Source organism: Janthinobacterium sp. BJB301, assembly GCF_002735685.1.
Classification (GTDB): Bacteria; Pseudomonadota; Gammaproteobacteria; order Burkholderiales; family Burkholderiaceae_D; genus Janthinobacterium; species Janthinobacterium lividum.
Map to the genome: position 1 here is coordinate 91,189 of NZ_PDZJ01000006.1, position 21,872 is coordinate 113,060.

Here is a 21,872-nt window from a genome sequence, read left to right on the forward strand (position 1 = left end):
ATGAAAATCCTCGTTGCCATTGCCTTCATCCTGATTCTGGGCAGCCTGGGCTCGGCCCTGTTCTTCCTCATGCGCGACAAGGGCAAGAGCAACCGCACCGTGCAAGCGCTGGCCCTGCGCGTGGGCTTGTCGATCACCCTGTTTTTGCTGATCCTGCTGGCGCACAAGCTGGGCTATATCCAGCCGACGGGCATACACTAAGCTTCTTGCCTGATTGGCAAATTCTTCAGACTAAGAAAAAAGCCGTACCCAGGATGTCCCGGTACGGCTTTTTTTATGGTGCCGGCGCGCCCCTCAACAACGCGCGCCCTGCCCCGCCATTATAACCAATACACGACCACGTACAGACCCAGCCAGACGACGTCGACAAAGTGCCAGTACCAGGCGGCGCCTTCGAAGCCGAAGTGGTGCTCGGGCGTGAAGTGGCCTTTCAGCACGCGGTACAGGATGACGGACAGCATGATGGCGCCCAGGGTCACGTGGAAGCCGTGGAAACCCGTCAGCATGAAGAAGGTGGCGCCGTAGATGCCCGACGTCAATTTCAAGTTCAGTTCGCTGTAAGCGTGGATGTATTCATACACCTGGAAGCCCATGAAGATGGCGCCCAGCAAGATCGTGGCGAACAGGAACAGGGCCGTCATGCCGCGGTGGCCGGCGCGCAGCGCATGGTGCGAAATGGTCAGGGTCACGCCCGACAGCAGCAGCAAGGCCGTGTTGATGGTCGGAATCCAGAACGGCGTCATGGTGGTGAATTCCTGCACCGTGCCAGCCGGCCCCGTATTGCCCCAGTGGGCGGCGAAATCGGGCCAGATCACCTTGTGGTCAAGGTCGGCCAGCCACGGCATGGAGATGCTGCGCGCGTAGAACAGGGCGCCGAAGAAGGCGGCGAAGAACATGACTTCCGAAAAGATGAACCAGCTCATGCTCCAGCGGAAGGAGTGGTCGATGCGCTCGCTGTACAGGCCCTGTTCCGATTCGCTGATGGCGTCGCCGAACCAGAAATACAGCACCAGCAGGATGCCGGCCAGGCCCAGGTAATTCAGGTACGGGCCCCAGGAAACGTCGTTGACCCAGGCCGAGGCGCCGATCATGGTCAGCAGCAGGCTGGCGCCGCCCAGCATGGGCCAGCGCGACGGGCCAGGCACAAAATAATAAGGTACGGCGGCGTGGTTGGAACTCATCATCATCTCCTCAAAAACTTATAGGGTGGTTTTTTATAATTTATAAAACGACGAATTTGACAATCGAAATCAATATGCCGATCAGGCAAGCCACCACCAGGAAACCGGCGATGACGATGTGCACGGGGTTGAGCTTGGCCGAATCCGTGTCGAAATCGCTCTTGCGGCGCAGTCCCGTGAATGACCACACGACGGCCCGCAGCGAATACAGGAACGACGCTTTTTCAGGCTGCTTGGATTCGCCCATGCCACTCTCCTATTGGACGGCCGGCGTCTGAGCCTGGCTCAGACCGGCTATCTCGAAAAACGTGTACGACAGGGTGATGGTTTTCACCTCTTTCGGCAGGGCCGGATCGAGGAAGAACACCACCGGCATCTGCCGCGCTTCCTTCGGTTTCAAGGTCTGCTGCTTGAAACAGAAGCACTCGACCTTCTTGAAATGCGGCGTGGCGCTCTGTGGCGCGTAGCTGGGGATGGCTTGCGCGTTGACGACGCGGTTTTGCGTGTTGACCACTTCATACATGACGGTCACCAGTTCGCCCGGATGCACCTGCATGCTCGACACCGTCGGGCGGAAGCGCCATGGCCCCTGCGCATTGCCGTCGAACTCGACGGTGATGCTGCGCGTCGTGTCGACCTGCGTATTGTTGTCGTAGGCCACCGTGCCATCTTTTTGCGTCAGCACGTTGATGCCCATCACTTCGCAAATCTGCTTGTAGACGGGAATCAGGGCATAGCCAAAGCCGAACATCAGCACGGCAATGACGAGCAGCTTGCCCAGCATCTTGCGGTTCAGGCCGCGTGTTTCCTGTTGGTCGGGCGTCGTCACGTCAGAGCCACATGCGCTTGACGAATACGGACAGGAAGAAGAAGGCCGCCAGGGCCCCCAGTATCAGCCCGGTACGCAGGTTGTTCGGTTTTTTACGTTCGGTCATGACAGGCACTTTATTCAAGACGGGCCGCGGAACACGCCGGCCCGGGATACCTTATTTCACTGTCGGCGGCGTTTCAAACGTGTGGAAAGGCGCCGGGCTCGGCACGGTCCATTCCAGGCCTTCCGCGCCTTCCCATGGTTTCGCTGGCGCAGCCTTGCCGCCGCGGATGGTCGGCAAGACCACGAAGAACAGGAAGTACACCTGCATCAGGCCAAAACCGAAGCCGCCGATCGAGGCGATCATGTTGAAGTCGGTGAACTGCGCCGGATAGTCGGCGTAGCGGCGCGGCATGCCGGCCAGGCCCAGGAAGTGCATCGGGAAGAAGGTCACGTTGAACGTGATCAGGGACAGCCAGAAGTGGATCTTGCCGCGCGTCTCGTTGTACATGTGGCCCGTCCATTTCGGCGACCAGTAGTAGAAGCCGGCGAACAGGGCAAACAGCGAACCGGCCACCAGCACGTAGTGGAAATGCGCCACCACATAATAGGTATCCTGCAGCTGGATGTCGATCGGCGTGACGGCCAGGATCAGGCCCGTGAAGCCGCCCATGGTAAACACGAAGATGAAGCCGACCGAGAACAGCATCGGCGTTTCGAACGTCATGGAACCTTTCCACATCGTGGCGATCCAGTTGAACACTTTCACGCCCGTCGGCACGGCGATCAGCATGGTCGCGTACATGAAGAACAGCTGGCTGGTCACCGGCATGCCGGTGGTAAACATGTGGTGCGCCCAGACGATAAACGACAGAATCGCGATGGAAGCGGTAGCGTAGACCATCGACGCGTAGCCGAACAGGGGCTTGCGGGCAAACGCCGGCAGGATCTGCGAGACGATGCCGAAGGCCGGCAGAATCATGATGTAGACCTCGGGATGGCCGAAGAACCAGAAGATGTGCTGGTACATGACGGGATCGCCACCGCCTGCCGCGTTAAAGAAGGAGGTGCCGAAATGGCGGTCCGTCAGGGTCATGGTGATGGCGCCGGCCAGCACGGGCATGACGGCGATCAACAGATAGGCGGTAATCAGCCAGGTCCAGCAGAACATCGGCATTTTCATCAGTGTCATGCCCGGTGCACGCATGTTCAGGATGGTGACGATGATGTTGATCGAACCCATGATGGACGAGGCGCCCATCAGGTGCATGGCAAAAATCGCCATGTCCATGCCGGGGCCCATCTGCGTCGACAGCGGCGCATACAGGGTCCAGCCGGCAGCCGTGGCGCCGCCCGGCACGAGGAAGGACGTGGCCAGCAGGATGGCGGCCGGCGGCAGCAGCCAGAACGAGAAGTTGTTCATGCGGGCAAAGGCCATGTCGGACGCGCCCACTTGCAGCGGGATCATCCAGTTGGCGTAGCCGACGAAGGCCGGCATGATGGCGCCAAACACCATCACCAGGCCGTGCATGGTGGTCAGTTGATTGAAAAATTCCGGGTGAAAGAATTGCAAGCCTGGGTGAAACAGTTCCGTACGGATCATCAGGGCCAGCACGCCGCCCGACAGCAGCATGATGAACGAGAACCACAGGTACAAAGTACCGATATCCTTGTGGTTGGTGGCAAACAGCCAGCGGCGGTAGCCAGTGGGATGATCGTGGGCATGGTCGTGATCGTGACCGGCGTGGTCCAAGGTGCTAGTGCTCGTGCTAGTACTCATATGCGACTCCTAATTACTTGCGTGCAGCCACGATTTCGGCTGGTTGAACGATGTTCTCTTCGGCCTTGTTCGACCAGGTATTGCGCGTGTAAGTGATCACTGCGGCAATTTCCGTGTCGGACAGCTGTTTCCAGGCTGGCATTTCCGCCGGATACTTGCCGCTCTTTTGCCCGTTCAGCAAGACATGGATCTGTTCCGCTTTCGGACCGTTCACCACGGCCGAGCCGTCCAGCGGCGCGAATGCACCTGGCACGCCCTTGCCTGTCGCTTGGTGGCAGACCACGCAGTTGGCCGCATACACTTTCTCTCCCTTGACCTTCAACTCGTCGATGGTCCACACCTTGCTTGGATCATCAGCCAATGCCGCCATTTCCTTTTGTTTTACATCAACCCAGGCCTTGTAGTCATCGGCGGAGACCACCTTGACGACGATGGGCATGAACGCGTGTTCCTTGCCGCACAGCTCGGCGCAATTGCCGCGGAAGGTGCCGATATGGTCGGCCTTGAACCAGGTGTCGCGCACGAAGCCGGGAATCGCATCCTGCTTGACGCCGAAGGCGGGCACGGACCAGGCGTGGATGACGTCGTTGGCCGTCAGCACCACGCGGATCTTCTTGTTGACCGGCACGACAACTTCGTTGTCGACTTCGATCAGGTAGTTTTCGCCCCGTTTTTCCGTCGGCGGCACGCCTGGCGCGCCCACTTGCGAGCGCGGCGTGGCCAGGTTGGAGAGGAAGGAAATGCCTTCGCCCTCGCCTTTCAGGTAGTCATAGCCCCATTTCCACTGCATCCCGGTGGCCTTGATGGTGATGTCGGCGTTCGAGGTGTCCTTCATGCCGACGACGGTGCGCGTGGCAGGCAGGGCCATGCCGATGACGATCAGGAAAGGCACGACGGTCCAGGCGATCTCGACGGTGGTGCTTTCGTGGAAAGTGGCCGGCTTGTGGCCCAGGGACTTGCGGTGCTTGAAGATGGAATAAAACATGACGCCGAACACGGCTACGAAGATCACCAGGCAGATGATCATCATCAGGGTGTGCAAATCGTAGATTTCATGGGCGATCTGTGTCGCCGGCGGTTGCAGATTCATTTCGAACGGCACGGGACCGCCGGTGCCGGGATAGGTGCCGGCAGCCGGTGCCGCCGTGGCCCATCGCCCGATGCCAAACGCTGTCAAAGACAGCCCGAGCAGCAACGATTGAAGTCGCTTTGCATGTGTCATGTTTTCCCCAACCACCCAAAAATAATGATATTTTAAACGGCTGCGGACTTCTCCGTACTGGACCGCTGCCGCTCCTCCATGAAAGCAACACGGCCAGAATACGGCCATGTGCGTCAAGCACCAGCGAATTCCATGCTGGCTGCCGCAGCAAAAACGGCGGCGCGCAACCATGCTGGAACCCTGTTTTTCTTCCCCACACTGAAATGGCCTTGTGTGGAAGATGGTTACTATACTAATGCAGTAACTTCGAATTAGTCTTGCTTTGTTTTTTTTATTTTGTATGCAGCCCTTGTTTTTTCTACTTAGCAAGCTGACAAACAATCAACGATTATAATCAAGTAAACTTGAATCCATCAAGCAATAATCGGCTTTGTGCGCGCCCTTCTCCTGGCCGCCGCGCGCTTTGCAACGCTTGCTGCTGCATCCATGCGCGAATGCGACCAAGTGTCGGTTTCTTTAGCCTTTTATTTGGGCTTTCTCGGCAAATCAAAGCGGATGATCGCCTCGCCATTGCGCGTCACGCGCGGCGCGGGACGGAAGGCGTGGCCATAGATCACCTCGAAACTCAGGCCCAGCTTGCCGTCGGGACGGCGCATCTTTTCCAGCGCGGTCAGCATGCGCTGCCAGGCCGCCTTGCCCATCAGGCCGCGCCGGCGGGTGGTCAGCGGATTGCCGCCGAAGGCGCGCACGTCCGCCAGCAGTTTTTCCGCCGTATCGTAGGTGACGGTGATGATTTCCATATCCAGCACGGGCGTGGAAAAACCCGTCTCGACGAGCATGTCGCCAAAGTCGTGCATGTCGACAAAGGGCAAGGCGTGCGGATATAAATCGGCCTCGGCAAAGGCGTCGCGCACTTCGCGGAAGGTGTCGGGACCGAAACAGGAAAACATCAGCAAGCCATCGAGGCGCAGCGCGCGCCGCCATTCGGCAAACACGCGGTCGGGCTGGGCATGCCAGTGCAGCGCCAGGTTGGACCACACGAGGTCGATGCTGCCCTGCGCCAGCGGCAGGTCGCCGAGGTCGCCGCACAGCAGATCCACGCCCGCCTTGGCCGGCAGCAGTTTGCTGAGGAACTGGTTCAGGCTGGCCAGTTTCGACGCGGGCGCGCGCGCCGCCTGCATCATCGCTTGCGCTGCATCGAGACCGATAATCTGCGCGGCGGGATAATCCTTTTGCAACTGCGCCAGATCCGCACCGGGGCCGCAGCCGGCGTCAAGCACACGGTGCGGCGTGATTTTCACCAGCTCCAGGCGCTCGTGCATGCGTGCCGACACTTCGCGGCGCAGGAAGTCCGACGGCGCGATGCGCGCCGGACGGGAAAAGAAATCGCGTACTTGCACCGCATCGATGGGCGCACTCATTTTGGGCGGACTGGTGGGAACTGGCATGTTGAATCGGGTGAGGTGAGATAATGTCGGCAGTGTACATGGAACGACGCCATCGCGATGCGGACCGCCACCCAGCACCGCCTTGATGCCGCGTGGCAGGCGCTGCGGCTGTGGCTGGGCGCCACCTTGCTGCCGGCCCAGTGCGCGCTGTGCGGCATCGGCTGCCCGGAAGTGCTGTGCCCGCCCTGCCGCGCACAGTACCTGGGACTGCTGCGGCACCGCTGCCGCCAGTGTGCCAATCCGCTCGACGATGTGGCAACGCTGTGCGGACGCTGTTTGCGCCAGCGGCCCGCGTATGACGCCACCGTCACGGCGTTTGATTATGCGGCGCCCGTCGACCAGTTGCTGCTGCAGCTGAAATTCGGCGCGCGCCTGGCGCTGGCGCCCCTGTTGGCAGAATTGCTGCATGTTGCCATTCAGCAACAGCCGGATTGGGAGGCGCCGCAGTTGCTGTGCCCGGTGCCGCTGGGCCCGGCCCGGCTGGCCGAACGGGGCTTTAACCAGGCGCTGGAAATTGCCCGCCCGCTGGCGCGCCTGCTGCACGTGCATTTACAGCCCCGCCTGGCGCTGCGGGTGCGCGAAACCCGGGCGCAAAGCGGCGTGGCGCCGCAGGAGCGGCAAGCCAACCTGGCGCACGCGTTCTCCATTGCGCCGGAACACGCGCCATTATTGCAAGGATGCCATGTGGGCATCGTCGACGACGTGATGAGCAGCGGCCACACCGTCAACGCGCTGGCCGCCGCCTGCAAGAGCGAAGGCGCGGCCAGGGTCAGCATACTGGTGGTGGCGCGCACGCCGCCGCATTGAATTCGCTATATATTAGATACAGACAGACCCAAGGAGAGCATTTTGTTTCACGTTGTTTTGGTAGAACCTGAAATCCCGCCCAATACGGGCAACGTCATCCGCCTGTGCGCCAACACGGGCGCGCAGCTGCACCTGGTCGAACCGCTGGGTTTTCCGCTCGACGATGCCAAGATGAAGCGCGCCGGCCTCGATTACCACGATTACGCCAAGATGAAGGTGCACAAGAACTGGGCAGCGTTCCTGGCCGACACCCAGCCCGACCCGGCCCGCATGTTCGCCATGACGACGCGCGGCTCGCGCCCGTTCGGCGACGTGGCCTTCCTGCCGGGCGACGTGTTCGTGTTTGGTTCCGAGACGAAAGGCCTCGATCCGGCTCTGCGCGACGGCTTTCCTGCAGAGCAACGCATCCGCCTGCCGATGCGCCCGGACAACCGCAGCTTGAATCTGTCGAATACGGTGGCCGTCGTCGTCTACGAGGCCTGGCGCCAGCATGGGTATCAAGGTGGCGCGTAGGTCGGATCAGGCCCAAGGGGCCATAATCCGACAACATTGTTGGCGTTAGTGGCGTTGTCGGACTACGCGGGGCTTTACCCCGCTAATCCGACCTACGCGTTTGCATACGGCAATCAGCGCAGCGCCAGCTGCGCGTCAACGCCCGTATCCACGTCCAGCATTACCAGCTGCGTGCGCAGGTCGCGCGTGGCGGCCAGCTTGCCGTTCACGTACAGATTCGTCTTGACGCCATACACGCCCTGCGACACGCCGGCCGGCAAGGTCAGCTCGAACGAGTTTTCAAAGCGCCCGCCCGACTTGTTGTTGCTGGCCAGGGCTTTCGAGCCGGACTTGAATGGCTGGCCTTGCGGGTCGAGCACCACCAGCTCTTCGCGCACGTCGTTGACGCTTTGCGCGCTGCCGTTGACCAGCTCCACCACCGAATTAACCTTGAACGGCTGGCCGCGCTTGACGGTCGATGCGCTCAGCTGCGGCGTGTACGACACCACTTGCGGTTCGCGCGGCAGCGCGCCGCGCGTGCGGATGTAGTCGCGGTCCGCCTGCGCCGCCGTCTTGGTCTGGCGCGAATTGACATTGATGGCCAGGCAACCGGCCGCCGCCAGGCCGCCGCCGATGGCCGCGCCCTTCAGCGCGCTATTCTTGCCGCCCGCCAGCGCGCCCAGCAGTGCTCCCACGGCCGCGCCGGCAGCCGCCGTCGCGCCCATGCTGCACGGGTCCTCATCCGTGGCCGCCTGGCTTCCACCCTGCGGATAGGAATTGTCCTGGCGCACGCCGTTCGGGTTCATCGGCGCCGTGGCGCAGCCGGCCAGCATGGCCGCAATGGTCAGCGCAGCGGCTGCGCGCAAGGTGGTGTGGTTCAGCATGGTGATTCCCCAGATAGCTAATTGATCGTTGTTTCCGTCTGCAGCACTTGCCGTTCGCGCTCGCGGATGCGGCGCGACAGATTGTCGATGCGCGCATTGCCCGGATCGACGCGGCGCGCGCTTTCCAGATACGTCTTGGCCGCATCGAATTTCCCTTCCAGCAAAGAACGCTCGGCATCGCGCAAGAACGATTGCGCCATCTCGTTGCGCATGGCTGCGCCGCTATCGACGGGCGACGTTTCCGGCGGACGGCGTTCGGCCACCGCTGAACGTTCGACCGCGCGTGCGGGCGCAGGTTCCGCTGGCACGGCGCGGGCCGGTGCCGTTTCCACCGGCGCCGGGGCAGGCTCCGCGGCCGCCGACAGCGCCTGCACGTCGGCCTTCAACTGCGGCAATTCCAGCGCTTCGCGGTCGATCGCTTCCAGCCTGGCGATGCCATTCCTTGCCGCCGTCGCATCCTTGCCGTCCAGCGCCTGGCGCACTCCCACCAGCACGGACGCGGCTGCCGCCTGCTGGCGCGCCAGCTGTTTGCGCAGGGAATCCACGCTGGCAGCGCCCGCGCAATCGGCGTCGAGCGCGGCAATGCCCTTGGCCGCACTTTGCAATTGATGGCCATCAATGTTGCGCTCGATGGCGCGCACGCCCCGCTGGCAACTGCCCGATGCGGCGCCCGCCTTGCCGATGGCCGCCTGCAAGTCGTCCGCCTTGGCGCTGGACTTGCCCGTACACACATTCTTCGCCGTCGCCAGCTTCTGGCGGGCGCCTTCCAGGCTGCCATTCGCCACCAGTTGCAAGCCACTGTCGATGGCGTCATTGCAGGCCGACTCATTCTTTCCGCCCGGCTTGCCATTCATGTAGACGATGACGGCTGCCAGCACGGCAATACCGCCCAGCCAGCGCAGCCACTTGCGTGGCGGTGGCGGTGCTTCGGTTGACGCAGGTGGAGCTGCCTGCACGGGCTTCGGCACGGCTTTCGGCTGGGCCGGCTTCGGCGGCGCTGGCGGCGGCACGGCAGCCGGCGCGGACACCGGCACCGGCGGCGGTTTCGGCGTCGGCACAGGCGCCACAGGCACGGGCGGCGGCTTGGGCGCTACCGGCGGGGGCGCTGGTACCGGCTCTGGCCCGGGCAGCGGCGGCGGCACGGCCGCAGCTGCCCGGACAGCGCCAGCCACCGCGTGACCACAGTACGGGCAATGGCTGACAACGGTCCACAGGCCCGTCTTGCATTTGTTGCAGATATCCAAAACTAATCCTTCATTCCAACGTCATTCCAGCGTTCACAAAGGCGGCGGCATCAACGGTGGCGGCGCGCCTAGGAACAAAGGCGCCAGTTCAGGGAACTGGGCCAGGTCGACCCAGGCCGGCAAGCCGGCGCGCCACACCTTGGTGGTGCTTGGTGCGACTTGCCCTGCCTGCACGTACTGCACGATCTGCTGGGCCGTGAACGGTCCCTGCTGCTGGCCGTTTATACCCAGGAAATACTGGTATTCCACCAGCGGCGGCGGCATGCCGCCCAGCGGTGGTGGCATGCCGAACGCGGTTGCCGCAGGGGCAGCGGCCGCACCTGCCGGGCGCAGCAATTGCTCGAGGCGCCCCGCTTCCAGCATTTCCGCCTTGATCGCATATTTCAGGCGGGGCTGGCCGTCCGCTTCCGGCTCGCGCACTTCCCAGTCGTAGGCATCGCTGTCGGAGTCGCCGATGACGTTCGCCCACTCCTTCAGGCGTCCCAGCAAGGCTTGCACCGTGTGGTCGAGCTCGTCGCTGGCCATGCCCTTGCGGCGCGCCGACTCGCGCAGGCGCGCGCCCACTTCGGCGGAAATGGCGCTGCCAAAGCCGATGTACGGCAGCTGCGAGCCATCGGCCTGCGCCACCAGCTTGGGCGCATACACGCCACGCTCGTAGTATTTTGCCAGCGCCGCCATGGCCGCCGTCTGCACGGCGTCAAGCGCCGTCAATTTTTCTTCGATGCGCAGGGCGATATTTTTCTCGTACGAGGCAGGCATGCCGTTCTGGCGGATGGCCCGTTCATTGCCGATGCGACGCAAATCGCCCGGTTCGACGGCAAACTGGTACTGGCCCGGCGGCACGACCCGGCCCGTGTGGCGTGTCAACACGCCCAGCATGATCGCTTGCAGGAATTCGCCGAAGTCTTCCGCCAGACGCTTCATCTCGTCCGTGTTCGGCGCGATCGGGTGCGTGAATTGCGTCGGATCGATGTGCGTGTGGGTCGGCGCCTTGTCGTTGTCGCCTTCCTTGCGGTAACTGGTACGCCAGCCTTCCAGGCCGCGCAGCACCGTCATCGGCACGCCGGCCAGTTCGCAATAGCAGACGGCGCGCCCGCGGATGCCCGTCTCGACGATTTCCAGCTGGCTCACCGTGATGCCCACCTGGGTCGGCACGCACGATTCGAGCTCGGCGCCGAACTTCGCCTTGAAGGCGGCCGCGTTGGCCACGCCGATCACGCTCTTGAACTGGTCCGACACGACCGTGAAGTCGCCCGCCATGTTGGCGTCGATCCACGGCATGGAGCAGGCCAGCAGCTTGCGGAAACGGTCCAGGCGTTCGGACACATCCATCTGTTCCAGCGCTTCGAACAGCGGGTCGGGCGTACTCGTCGCCCCTTCGGCCAGGCCAGCCGTGGCGATCATGTTCTCGGCCATGCGCGTGACCTTGGCCAGGATCAAGCCCCGCTGCGCCGGTTCGCCCAGCATGGGGAACAGCGCTTTCGAGCCGCCCATGTCCTTGAACGCTTCATCGGCCCACTGGCGCAAGGTGGCCGCCGATGGCAGCGCGATGTCTTTTTCCGTGACGGGAATGACGATCAGGGTCGCGTGTTCCTTGTCCAGGTCCTTTTGCAGGATGGTATTGGCCGTCTTCAATTCCGCCAGCATGGCCAGCACGCCTTCGCGGCCCGTTTGCAGCTCGCCCACGAGGCCATTCCACTGCGCGCGGCCTTGTGCGTCGACGCCGATACGGTTGCCCAGCCAGCGCGACAGTTCGCCCAGCAGCAGCACGGACTCGTCCGCCGCCTTGGCGCGCAAATGGAATTTCAGGGCATTCGCCATTTCCGTGCGCAGATGGTCCATCACCACGCCCGCCTGCTTTTCACCATTGCTGAGGAAGCCGAAGGTACTGCGCGTCTGCTCCAGGTTGTTCAGCAGGCGCTCGTATTCGCGCGAGCGCACGGCTTCCTTGATTTCACGGTAACGCTCGGCATTGTTGCCGATCTGCGCCGTCAAGCCGCTGCCCGGCGCCTCGATGCGGTCCTTGATCTGTTCCACCAGCGACAGCACGTATTCGAGGCCGCCGAATTCCTTGTTGTCCAGGTAGCCATACAGCTGGTCGCGCACGACTTTCTTGACGTCTTCCAGCACTTCGCGGCGCCGCTTGCTGATACGGTCTTCCGTCGTGTCGGCCGTGGAATCCTGGTCGCGCACGGCGTCGCGCTCCAGGTGCTTCATGGCGTCGCGCACCTGCGCCGGCCATTCGCTGCGGTCGAAACCCGTGCGGATATCGTTGATGCGCGTATTGACGCGGTTTTCCACGCCGGCCAGCAAGTGGCCATGGCGGTCTTCCAGCAATTCATCGACGACGCGGAAATCGATGAAGTCGCCGCTGGAGCGCTTCAGTTCGATGCTCTTGTCGGAAAACTCGGGGAAATCGCTGAACGGCGTGCCCTTCAGGAACATATTGGCAGCGAGGAAATTATCGCGCTGCGTATCCGTGGCGCGGTTGGCGCCCGCATCCGTGCCGCCCACGCCAAAGAATGCTTGCAGCATGGCGCCGGCCCAGCGGTGGGCCCGCTCGTCGCGCGCCGCTTCCTGGCGCGTATCGAGCACGGCCATGCCGAACGAGGAAAAGCGCTTCGAGAAATACAGGCGCATGTCGCCGAAACGGTCTTGCGGCACGGGAGCGTTGTACAGCGAGTTCTTGTGCTGCGCCTGGTTGACGGCGATCGAACGCTTGGCGCGCGCGAAGTCGGCCGAGGCGAAATCCTCGAACAGCGAATCGGCCACCATATGGTAGACGTCGCTGACATCCTTGGTGTGCTGCTGCGCCAGGTTGCCCGAATCGATCAGGTAAACCTCGCTGTACGGCTCGCGCGTCAGTTCCGGGCGGTCATACGCATCCCAGCGGCCCACATAGCCCTTGTTGCCCATCATGGCCGATTCCAGCTCCATCAGCGCCGCGTAACCGTTGGCCTCGACCCGGTCCTTGTTGGCCTTGGTGTAGCCGGTCGGCAAGAACAGCATCAGCTCGACGTCGGCCGCGCCCACTTCGCTGCGCGCCAGCCAGCGCGCCAGCAAGCCCATGTCCAGGAAGGAACCGGAACCCGTGCCGCCCGCGACGGAACCGACGATGACGATGCGGAAACGGTTCGTTTCCATGCGCAAACCCAGTTCGGCCAGCTGGCGCTCGTGCGACAGGCCCGCTTTCAGGGCTTTCAGCTTCAAACGGATCTTGTCGCGGATCTTGGCATACTTGTCGAAGAAATACAGGCGCGAGACGGCGCGGATCTGGCCCGCGCCGCTGCTCATGTCGAAACGCAGTTCGCGGATGCGCTGCGGCGTCAGCGGCAGCCATTCCTTGATGTGCGGATACTTCTCCAGGGAATCTTCATCGCGGCTGTACTTGTCCATGTCGAACGATTCGACCACCTTGTCGTCGTCCGTGAACTTCACCTGGTCGAACTGCAAGTCCTTCGCCTGCGACTCGCCGCTTTCGATCACGGCGCCATTGTCGAGGTCGAAATGGATGAATTGCGCGATGGGAAAGTCGGCCAGCCCCTCGATGCGCGTACGGTTGCCCGCGCCGCCCCACAGGGTGTTGAGGATGCGCCGGCGCACGCGCATCAGCACCTGCATGCCAGTGCCGCCGATGCCGATGAACAGGGTCGGGCGCAGTTCGATGATCTTGTCCTGCTTGCGCTCGCTGGCGCCGCCGGTGATGGTTTGGTTCAGGTTCTCTGCCATGGTGATTCCTTCGATGATGCGTGCAACGGCGTGTTCTTAGCGGCGGCTGGAAGTAAATGTCAGCAACAGGGCAACCAGGCCCACCAGCACCAGCGGTCCCATGAACAGTGGCGCAAGGAATTTATGCGCGTTCACGGCGGCCAGCACGACACCGGTCGCCAGGCTGGCCAGGAAGATGAACAGCCACCAGCCCGAGGCATTGGCCTTGTTCGGCGGCACGCGCTTGGCCACCAGGCCATTCGCATAGGCATTCTTGGCAAAGAAAAAGGCGATAAACAGCAGCAACAGCACCACGCCGCCGACCAGGGTGTCGCGCGACGAGGTATCGGTCGTCCCGGCCGCATCGAACGCGGGCGCCGGTTCGGTGGTGGCCGTGGCGGTGGCGGCGCTGGCCGCGGATGCGTCGGCGGCCGGTGGTGCGGATGCCGGAGCCGTTACCGGGGCCGGCAAGGTAAAACCTGCGTTGTCTTTTGGAGTGTCTTGCGCCATGGTATGCCTCTGTTAAATGGAAGGAATTTTTAAGGAATCTGTGTTCAGGCCAGGGTCAAGGTATGGCCTTCGGCCACGCGCACGACGGCTGGCTTGCCCAGGCCCCGTTTGAGTTCGCCAATGTCGCGGCCGTCATCATCGCGGATCTGCACGCTCTTGAACGGTTTTAATAACACTTGCCGCTGCACGCCATCGGCCAGCACCTTGTAGCGCGTGGCGCGCGTGCCGACCAGGCCCAGCGCCAGCAAGCCCAGCACGAGCGCCAGCACGCCGCCCAGTATCACCAGCACGGGCAGCAGTGGATACTGTATGCGCACCAGCAACGGTATCGTTGCCTGCGAGGCGCGCACGCTGTCGGGCGGCGTAAACATGCTGGATATCGGGTCGCCCGGAAACAATTCCTGCAAATCCTTGCCAAAGCTGGACGCCAGCGCCAGCCGCTGTTCCGACAGGCCCACCTGCGCCTGCATGGGCAGCATCACCTGCTTGCCCATGGCGGCGATCGCCTGCGCCGACCACGGCGACGGAATTTGCGCCATCGGCAACGCGAACTGTACCAGCACGGACTGGCTGGCGCCCGGCTGCAACTGGCGGATTTGATCCGGCGCAACGTGCAAAGGCGCGTTCTGGCCGGCCAGGCTGGCGTGCACCCTGGCGCTGTCGATCACGTACGGGAAAAACATGTTTTGCAAGGACGCCTGCAGCACCACTTGCGGCACCAGGTTCGCCGCATCGACGTCGAGCACGATGGTGCGCCCGTCGCGGCCCAGGCTGGCGTGTACGTTGGCGCTGTTCTTGACGGACTGGGGCACGATGCGCACGGCATCCTGGTCCACCGGTTTCAGGCGCGCGGGCGGGCGCGTCAGCACTTGCGACAGCCGCCCTTCGGCCAGGATGCGGGTCAAAGCCTCGGACGCCGGCTGGCCATACGCCAGCGCATACACCATCAAGCCCCTGGCGCTGTACAGCTTGCCCTGCACGGGCATGCGCAGTGGAAACACCACCGTCTTGGTGATCGACGGCTCCAGATGCAGCAAGCGGTAAAAGTCGCGGTTGCGCTCGGCCGTCTGGCTGTCGTTGTTCGGGCTGTTCTTGTTATTCGTAAAGATCCACACGATGCCGGACGCGGACTGGAACGGCCCCGTGATGGTTTTTGTCACGGCTTCCTGGAAATCCGTGTCGGCCAGCGCGCCGCCGGCGCTCTTGCGCGCCAGGCCGAGATTGGCCAGCTGTCCCGCCACGCCGGCGCCGCCCTGCCCTTGCCCCAGCAGCGACGGCGACACGTGCGCGCCGCTGCTCTGGCTGAAGGCCAGCGTGTAGACCTTGTCGGACGGGCTCGTCGCGGCCTGCGCCACAGCGCCCACCAGGGCTTTCAGTTGCGAATGCTCATCCGTGTAAAACGGCTCCATCCAGCCCGAATTTTGCACGAGAAACGCTTGCTGGATGCCGGCCGCCTGCACGCTGGCGGTGGCGAACGAGAGGAAGGCGGCGCCGGCCGCGATCAGGACGCGCGCCTTCATGCCTGCAAGGCCCAGCCATCGATGCGCGACAGCAGCGGGTGATACGCCCACAAGGTGCCTTCATGGACAAACAGGCGCACGCGCCACGGCTCGCTGACGGCAAAGGTATGAAACACGGTTTCGCGCAACTCGTCGTCCTGTACCAGCTGGGCCGCCAGGCGCTCGTTCGAACGCAGCACGCTCGACAGGCCGGCGCTGGTGGCAAACTTCACGCCAAAGACGCTGCTGCCGGCACCCGATTCCAGCAAGGGCATGACAGCCTGGTTCTTGCCGCCATCGTCGCCATGTTCCGGCTCTTCCCACGGCGCCGTTTTCAGCTTGGTGGCGAAGCGGTAATTGAAGCTGCCCGAACACAGGCGCGGCGCCAGCGCATCGGCCCGTTCGGACTGCGCACCCAGTTTCACGTAGACATAGGTGCCGCGGCCACGCTCGAAGCACAGCTGCCACAGGCCGCCATCGCGCGACACGTACGGGCTGCCGAATTCGAAATGCGGCACCAGCCCTTCGGGCCAAGGCGTAAACGAAGCGGCCACGTTGCCGTCCGGCTGCAATTGCAGGCGCAGCTGGCCATTGGCGCAGGGCCACACGGCCATGCGGTTGTAGGCCACGGGCGCGCTGACGGTACCCAGCTCAACCACGCCGTCGAGCAGCACGTCGCTGCCCGGCTTTTGTTGCGCGTCAAGGTTGACAAAGCGGATGCGGCCATCGTCGTCGCGCAGCGGCGCCCACAAACGGCTCTGGAACCAGACGGGCGCGGCCGCGCACGGCGCGCCGCCCACATGCTCGACCACATAGGTGAGCGAAGGCACGTCGGGGCGGATGCAGGCGAGGCCATGGCTGGTCGGCAAGACCAGCACGCTGTTGAACTCCGGCACCAGCTCGGCGCGCCAGGCGCCGTGGGCCAGGTCCGATTCGGCCAGCAAGCTGCCATAGTCGGGGTCCAGCGCCAGCCAGCGTTTCGAGGCGGGCAGCCAGGCGTGCAAGACGGCCTTGCGCGGGTCGAGCGCCAGCAGCGCAGGCGCGCTGGTGCCGAACTGCGCGGAAAAGAATTCGTATTCGCCGGGCGGCGGCATGGGCAGCGAAGCATCGGCTTGCGCATGCTCTTCGCGGGCGCGCTGGTCGGCCAGTTTCAGGGGCACGCTGGCCTGGCGCAAGCCGGCCGGGCCCGCTGGCGGCACGTCGCTGACGGGATATGCGCCGTAGGGCGGCACCCAGGGCGGCGTGGCGGCCGTGTCGGGCGGCATTTGCAAGGTCGCGCCCGAGGCGGGGTCGAACGAAAATTCGGGCGGAAATTGCCGCACGGGCGCGCCGGCGGCTGCGGGCAGGCGCCGCGCGAGCATCAGCTTGCCGATATCGGCATGGCTCACCAAGGGCGAGACGTTCTGGCCGTCCGCGCTGCGTTGCATGCTCCACGCGCCATCGTCATCCACGTGCCAGGCGCCGGAGGGCAGTGGCCAATCCCCAGAAGTTTTATGATCCATTTATTTTCTATGACAAGCAATGCATTCAGACGGTGGAACGTGCTGGGGCTGACGAAACGAGGTCGCAGCCCTGGCAGTTCTCATAGTAACGTCTTTTTATCTGTATGGAAACATTGACGAGCTTCCTCAGCCCTGCTGCGTCCGCACTTTCGTCAACAGCTTGGTGGTCGAACGGTCGTGCTCGAAATCGATGGCCACGGCCTGGCCGCCATACGCCAGTACGGCCTTGCCTTCCGGAATGGCCGCCATGTCGTAGTCGCCGCCCTTGGCATAGATTTCCGGTTCGATGTCCAGCACCACTTCCAGGGCGCTGTCTTCCGAGAACGGCACGACCAGGCTCACCGCTTCCAGCGCAGCCAGCACGGCCATGCGGTCTTCGCAGCTGTTCAGGGGGCGGTCATCGCCCTTGCCCAGGCGTTTCACTGAAGCATCGGTATTCACGGCAACGATCAGCGAGGCGCCCAGCGCGCGCGCCTGCGCCAGATACGTTACGTGGCCGCGGTGCAAAATGTCGAACACGCCGTTCGTCACCACCACCGGTTTCGGCAGGGCCGCGGCGCGGGCGCGCAGTTCGTCACGGCCGCACAGTTTGTTTTCAAAATCAGGCATGGATATCTCTTGTTGGGTTAAATAGGGTGACGATACCGTCACGTTCAGGCGTGACTATCGCCTTGGATGCCGCCGGCATCCCGGCGCCAGGCATCGATCAAGGCCACGACGGCCGGGTCCAGCCCTTCTTCGGCGATGCGATCTTGCCGGTAGTAAATCATCAGCGCATACACGCCGGCCAGGCGGCTGACGGACGGCGACAGCGCATATTCATTGCCGCGCGCCGGTTGCCTGGCACGCCAGTAATTGATTGCCGCTTCCAGCGCCTGCAGGTGCAATTCCATCGCCATCTCCCTTCGCTGCCCGGTCCCGCATTATAGGGGGCGATCCGCTACAATACGCCATCGGCGCCACAGTTTCACGTTTGCGCCACCTTTCATTCATTGCAAGTAAGCACTTCCTGTGTTTCAATCAACCTATGACACTGACTGAACTGAAATATATCGTTGCAGTCGCGCGAGCGAAGCACTTCGGCCATGCCGCCGAAGCTTGCTTCGTTGCCCAGCCCACCCTGTCAGTGGCCATCAAGAAACTCGAAGACGAATTGGGCGTGGTCCTGTTCGAACGGGGCGGCGCGGAAATCTCCGTCACGCCACTGGGCGCGCAGATCATTGCGCAAGCCGAGCGCGTGCTGGAACAGACGGCCGCCATCAAGGAACTCGCCAAGCAAAACAAGGATCCGCTGGCCGGCCCCCTGCGCCTGGGCGTGATCTACACGATCGGCCCCTACCTGCTGCCGCCGCTGGTCAAGGCCATGATAGACCAGGTACCGCAGATGCCCTTGATCTTGCAGGAAAACTTCACGGTTCGCCTGCTCGAATTGCTGCGCCAGGGCGAACTGGACGTGGCCATCATGGCCCTGCCCCTGCCCGACCACGGCATGGCCATGCAGGAACTGTATGACGAACCGTTCGTCGTCGCCATGCCGCGCCAGCATCCGTGGACGGCGCGCGACAAAATCGCCGCGCAAGACTTGAAATCGGAAACCATGCTGCTGCTGGGCAATGGCCACTGTTTCCGCGACCAGGTACTGGAAGTGTGCCCCGAAATGGCGCGTTTTTCCTCGCCCGGCAACGGCATGCAGCGCACGTTCGAAGGTTCCTCGCTGGAAACCATCCGCCACATGGTCGCCAGCGGCATCGGCCTGACGGTCTTGCCGCGCGCCTCCGTTGCGAATATGCACGCCACCGACGGCATGCTCGAATACCGGCCCTTCGCCGCCCCCGTGCCATCGCGCCGGGTGGTGATGCTGTGGCGCAAGAGCTTTACGCGCAAGGCCGCCATCGACGCCCTGTGCGCGGCCATCGCCAGCTGCAACTTGCCGGGCATTACGCCGCTCTGCGAGGACGAAGACTAGCGCCCCAGGCGCAAAATAGTACATTTACATACTATTTGCGATAATCGACCTTTCTCTTCAACAAGATCGAGTCTTCCATGAACAAGCTGGCGCTGTATTTCCGCCTGATACGGCTGGACAAGCCTATCGGTACCGTATTGCTGCTGTGGCCTACCCTGTGCGCGCTGTGGCTGGCGCAGCAGGGCGTGCCGGACTGGCGGCTGCTGCTGATCTTTACCCTCGGCACTTTCCTGATGCGCTCGGCAGGCTGCGCCATCAATGACTACGCCGACCAGGATATCGACAAATTCGTCAAACGCACGGCCGAGCGTCCCATCACCAGCGGCCGCATCAGCGGCAAGGAAGCGCTGGCCGTGGCTGGCGTGCTGACCGTGCTGGCCTTTTGCCTGATCCTGCCCCTGAATGCGCTGACCAAGCAGCTGTCCGTGGCCGCCGTCATCATCGCCGGCACCTATCCCTATTTCAAGCGTTTCTTTGCCATCCCGCAAGCGTACCTGGGCATCGCCTTCGGCTTCGGCATCCCCATGGGCTTTGCCGCCATCACGGATGCCGTGCCCGCCGTCGCCTGGCTGCTGCTGCTGGGCAATGTCTTCTGGGCCGTGGCCTACGATACGGAATACGCGATGGTCGACCGCGACGACGATCTGAAGATCGGCATCAAGACCTCGGCCATCACCTTTGGCCGCTACGACGTGGCCATCGTCATGGCCTGCTATGCCGTTTTCCTGCTGCTGTGGCTGGCATGCGGCTGGTACCTGGGCTTGCGTTACTGGTTCGTGGCGGGCTTGCTGGTGGCGGCCGGCTGCGCCGTTTACCACTACACCCTGATACGCGCACGCGAGCGTATGCCGTGTTTTGCGGCATTCCGGCATAATAACTGGCTAGGAGCGGCGGTGTTTGCGGGCGTGGTACTGGACTTTGCTTTCCGTTAATCAATGATCCTTGCGCCGCGGCAGCCCTTGAGGCGGCGCAAGACAGGCCTGGCCGCAGCTGCCTACACTGGTATTTCACTGTGCAGTTTCACTTCCATGAGGTAATACATGAGCTCGATACATACCGGAAAATCCAGCAGCGACAGCATCCTCGCCGACGCCGACAAGGCCCGCGACAAACTGGTCGGCGACCTGAAAACCGTCATCAATGAAGCGGAAGGCTGGCTCGATGGCGCCAAGGATCAGACGGGCGAGAATGTCAAAGCCGTCAAGGACAAGTTCATCGCCACCCTGGAAACGGCCAAGAAAGACTTGATCAAGCTGGAAGAAGATTTGCTCGAACGTACCAAGCAGGCGGCCAAGGCCACCGATGAATACGTGCAGGACAATCCATGGAAAGCCGTGGGCGCGGGCGCCGTCATCGGCGTGCTGTTCGGCCTGCTGCTTTCCTCGTCACGCCGCTAGATAGTAACGACGCAGTACCGACGGCGCAGGCCGTCTCCTGACGCGAAAGGCAGCATATGGCTATCTTGCACCATGTCGCCCAAGTCGCAGCGACCCTCGCCGCCATCGTCCAGACCCGTCTGGCCCTGGCGGCCGTGGAAATGGAAGAAGAGTCGCTGCGCTTCCTGTCCTATCTGGCGCTGGCCATGCTGGCACTGCTGTGCCTGTTTGTCGGCCTGGTCTTGATCGTGTTCCTCGTCATCGTGCTGTTCTGGGATACGCACCGCATCGCCGCCATCGCCATCACGGCCGCCGTCTTCATCGGCGCCGCCATCGCCACCCTGCTGGGCGTGCGCGCCAGTTTCCGCAGCAAGCCGAAACTGCTTTCTTTTACACTTTCCGAACTGAACAAAGACCTGGACGAGCTGCAACTGCTGGCGCGCCGGGGATCGGAGCGGCCATGACCACGCATCCCACCAAGTTATCGCATGTGCACACGGCCGCCAGCCTGGCACAGCGGCGCGACGCGCTGCTGGCCGAATGTGCGCTGCAGCGCCTGGCCCTGGGCGTGCAGACGCGCCAATTGCTGGAGCCTTTAACGGGCGGCAATCTGCGCCACACCCTGGCCACGCGCTTTAAAATTCCCCTGATGATAGGGGGCGCCGTGCTGGGTTTGCTGCTCGTGCGCCCGCGCCGTTTCCTGCCGCTGCTGCGGGCGAGCGGCGCGCTGCTCAAGCACGCCACCACCGCCATGCCCGTCGTGCTGGCCCTGGCGCGGCGATTCAGCAAGAGAGAAACGCAGCCTTAGAATATTTTTCTCTGGCTGCATCCAAATGGCCAGCCCATGCGTAGTAATGGTATCAACCAGCCGGTTGAGCCAACTACCAGGAGTTCGCCATGCTTGCCACCATCGCCCCACGCCATACCGCCCCTTCGCTCACCGTGCTGTGCGCCGCCCTGCTCGTGGCCGCCTGTGCCCCCATGAGTGCCCGCTATTCGCAGGAACAATTACCGAATGCCGTCAAGGTGCCCGATGGCCACCAGGTAGCCATGCAAACGGTGGGCGTGGGCAAGATCGCCTACGAATGCAAGGCCAAGAAAGACATGACGGGCCATGAATGGGTCTTCGTGGGCCCGGACGCGGCCCTGAACGACCGCAGCGGGATGCAGGTCGGCACGTATGTCGGCCCACCCGCCACCTGGGCCAACCTGGATGGCTCGAAAGTCACGGCGACGCAAGTGGCCGTGGCGCCGGCCGGCGCCGGCAACATTCCGTATCAGCTGGTGAAAGCCAACCCGGCCACGGGCAGCGGCGCCATGCAGGGCGTCAGCTACATCCAGCGCGTGGCCACCAGCGGTGGCGTGGCGCCAAGCAGCCCCTGCGGCATGGAATCCGTCGGCACCAAACAATGGGTGCCCTATCAAGCCGACTACATTTTCTGGAAGGCCGCATAAATCAGTGAAAGCGACGGTTGGCAAGCGGGTTTCTGGCCTATACTCGG

Annotated in this window: 24 protein-coding genes; 9 read left to right on the plus strand and 15 right to left on the minus strand. The window is 63.0% G+C overall.

The window, feature by feature from the left end:
- The gene (locus CSQ91_RS25890) at positions 1 to 201 is read left to right on the plus strand and encodes a twin transmembrane helix small protein (protein ID WP_034748996.1); all 201 of its coding nucleotides are present in this window, start codon (positions 1 to 3) and stop codon (positions 199 to 201) included.
- Positions 202 to 320: 119 nt separating this feature from the next.
- On the opposite strand, the gene CSQ91_RS25895 is transcribed toward CSQ91_RS25890, so the two are convergent.
- The 7 genes from CSQ91_RS25895 to CSQ91_RS25920 form a co-directional block, all read right to left on the minus strand.
- A complete protein-coding gene (locus tag CSQ91_RS25895; protein ID WP_034784877.1) occupies positions 321 to 1,181 on the minus strand; it encodes a cytochrome c oxidase subunit 3 in 861 nt (286 codons plus the stop codon).
- 40 nt (positions 1,182 to 1,221) lie between these two features.
- Positions 1,222 to 1,428: a DUF2970 domain-containing protein gene (locus CSQ91_RS25900; protein ID WP_034749002.1), complete on the minus strand. Its 207-nt coding sequence runs from the start codon at positions 1,426 to 1,428 to the stop codon at positions 1,222 to 1,224.
- Positions 1,429 to 1,437: 9 nt separating this feature from the next.
- Positions 1,438 to 2,010 carry a cytochrome c oxidase assembly protein gene (locus tag CSQ91_RS25905; protein WP_034784875.1) on the minus strand — a complete coding sequence of 191 codons (573 nt, stop codon included), beginning with the start codon at positions 2,008 to 2,010 and terminating at the stop codon, positions 1,438 to 1,440.
- A gap of 1 nt (position 2,011) precedes the next feature.
- Complete coding sequence (locus tag CSQ91_RS29095; protein ID WP_211551746.1) at positions 2,012 to 2,116, minus strand: cytochrome oxidase small assembly protein; 105 nt, start codon at positions 2,114 to 2,116, stop codon at positions 2,012 to 2,014.
- Between the two features lie 51 nt (positions 2,117 to 2,167).
- On the minus strand, positions 2,168 to 3,772 hold the full coding sequence (gene ctaD / locus CSQ91_RS25910) for a cytochrome c oxidase subunit I (RefSeq protein ID WP_034784874.1): 1,605 nt from the start codon (positions 3,770 to 3,772) through the stop codon (positions 2,168 to 2,170).
- A gap of 13 nt (positions 3,773 to 3,785) precedes the next feature.
- Complete coding sequence (gene coxB, locus CSQ91_RS25915; RefSeq protein WP_034784872.1) at positions 3,786 to 4,994, minus strand: cytochrome c oxidase subunit II; 1,209 nt, start codon at positions 4,992 to 4,994, stop codon at positions 3,786 to 3,788.
- A gap of 464 nt (positions 4,995 to 5,458) precedes the next feature.
- Complete coding sequence (locus CSQ91_RS25920) at positions 5,459 to 6,382, minus strand: methyltransferase domain-containing protein (RefSeq protein WP_257217483.1); 924 nt, start codon at positions 6,380 to 6,382, stop codon at positions 5,459 to 5,461.
- Between the two features lie 57 nt (positions 6,383 to 6,439).
- On the opposite strand from CSQ91_RS25920, the gene CSQ91_RS25925 reads away from it, so the two are divergent.
- Both CSQ91_RS25925 and trmL read left to right on the plus strand, forming a co-directional pair.
- Positions 6,440 to 7,189, plus strand: coding sequence for a ComF family protein (locus CSQ91_RS25925; RefSeq protein ID WP_099390018.1), 750 nt, complete (start codon positions 6,440 to 6,442; stop codon positions 7,187 to 7,189).
- 42 nt (positions 7,190 to 7,231) lie between these two features.
- Entirely contained in the window at positions 7,232 to 7,702 is a 471-nt protein-coding gene (gene trmL, locus CSQ91_RS25930) for a tRNA (uridine(34)/cytosine(34)/5-carboxymethylaminomethyluridine(34)-2'-O)-methyltransferase TrmL (RefSeq protein ID WP_034784868.1), read from the plus strand.
- A 113-nt stretch (positions 7,703 to 7,815) separates the two neighbouring features.
- Here the strand turns inward: trmL and CSQ91_RS29045 are convergent, their stop codons facing one another.
- The 8 genes from CSQ91_RS29045 to CSQ91_RS25980 form a co-directional block, all read right to left on the minus strand.
- Positions 7,816 to 8,565 (minus strand): hypothetical protein, encoded by a 750-nt coding sequence (locus CSQ91_RS29045; RefSeq protein WP_180278520.1) that lies wholly within the window; start codon positions 8,563 to 8,565, stop codon positions 7,816 to 7,818.
- Positions 8,566 to 8,582: 17 nt separating this feature from the next.
- Positions 8,583 to 9,638 (minus strand): hypothetical protein, encoded by a 1,056-nt coding sequence (locus CSQ91_RS25945; RefSeq protein WP_180278521.1) that lies wholly within the window; start codon positions 9,636 to 9,638, stop codon positions 8,583 to 8,585.
- A 204-nt stretch (positions 9,639 to 9,842) separates the two neighbouring features.
- Complete coding sequence (locus CSQ91_RS25955) at positions 9,843 to 13,538, minus strand: tubulin-like doman-containing protein (RefSeq protein WP_099390022.1); 3,696 nt, start codon at positions 13,536 to 13,538, stop codon at positions 9,843 to 9,845.
- A gap of 36 nt (positions 13,539 to 13,574) precedes the next feature.
- Entirely contained in the window at positions 13,575 to 14,027 is a 453-nt protein-coding gene (locus tag CSQ91_RS25960) for a hypothetical protein (protein WP_099390023.1), read from the minus strand.
- Between the two features lie 44 nt (positions 14,028 to 14,071).
- A complete protein-coding gene (locus tag CSQ91_RS25965; RefSeq protein WP_099390024.1) occupies positions 14,072 to 15,547 on the minus strand; it encodes a hypothetical protein in 1,476 nt (491 codons plus the stop codon).
- On the minus strand, positions 15,544 to 16,953 hold the full coding sequence (locus tag CSQ91_RS25970) for a hypothetical protein (protein ID WP_099390025.1): 1,410 nt from the start codon (positions 16,951 to 16,953) through the stop codon (positions 15,544 to 15,546). The genes CSQ91_RS25965 and CSQ91_RS25970 overlap by 4 nt, the downstream gene beginning before the upstream one ends.
- A 201-nt stretch (positions 16,954 to 17,154) precedes the next feature.
- Positions 17,155 to 17,637 carry an adenylyltransferase/cytidyltransferase family protein gene (locus CSQ91_RS25975; protein WP_034784861.1) on the minus strand — a complete coding sequence of 161 codons (483 nt, stop codon included), beginning with the start codon at positions 17,635 to 17,637 and terminating at the stop codon, positions 17,155 to 17,157.
- 44 nt (positions 17,638 to 17,681) lie between these two features.
- Positions 17,682 to 17,921, minus strand: coding sequence for a DUF3717 domain-containing protein (locus CSQ91_RS25980; RefSeq protein WP_034785368.1), 240 nt, complete (start codon positions 17,919 to 17,921; stop codon positions 17,682 to 17,684).
- A gap of 134 nt (positions 17,922 to 18,055) precedes the next feature.
- Between CSQ91_RS25980 and CSQ91_RS25985 the strand changes: the two genes are divergently transcribed.
- The 6 genes from CSQ91_RS25985 to CSQ91_RS26010 all read left to right on the plus strand — a co-directional run bounded on the left by CSQ91_RS25985 (position 18,056) and on the right by CSQ91_RS26010 (position 21,825).
- On the plus strand, positions 18,056 to 18,994 hold the full coding sequence (locus CSQ91_RS25985) for a hydrogen peroxide-inducible genes activator (protein WP_034784860.1): 939 nt from the start codon (positions 18,056 to 18,058) through the stop codon (positions 18,992 to 18,994).
- 77 nt (positions 18,995 to 19,071) lie between these two features.
- A complete protein-coding gene (gene ubiA, locus CSQ91_RS25990) occupies positions 19,072 to 19,926 on the plus strand; it encodes a 4-hydroxybenzoate octaprenyltransferase (protein ID WP_034784859.1) in 855 nt (284 codons plus the stop codon).
- Between the two features lie 108 nt (positions 19,927 to 20,034).
- Positions 20,035 to 20,391, plus strand: a complete 357-nt coding sequence (locus CSQ91_RS25995; protein ID WP_034784857.1) for a DUF883 family protein — start codon at positions 20,035 to 20,037, stop codon at positions 20,389 to 20,391.
- A gap of 56 nt (positions 20,392 to 20,447) precedes the next feature.
- Positions 20,448 to 20,834: a phage holin family protein gene (locus CSQ91_RS26000; RefSeq protein WP_034784855.1), complete on the plus strand. Its 387-nt coding sequence runs from the start codon at positions 20,448 to 20,450 to the stop codon at positions 20,832 to 20,834.
- Entirely contained in the window at positions 20,831 to 21,178 is a 348-nt protein-coding gene (locus CSQ91_RS26005; protein ID WP_099390026.1) for a hypothetical protein, read from the plus strand. Before CSQ91_RS26000 ends, CSQ91_RS26005 begins: the two co-directional genes overlap by 4 nt.
- An 89-nt stretch (positions 21,179 to 21,267) precedes the next feature.
- A complete protein-coding gene (locus CSQ91_RS26010; RefSeq protein WP_092612870.1) occupies positions 21,268 to 21,825 on the plus strand; it encodes a DUF3455 domain-containing protein in 558 nt (185 codons plus the stop codon).
- The last annotated feature ends 47 nt before the right edge of the window (positions 21,826 to 21,872 follow it).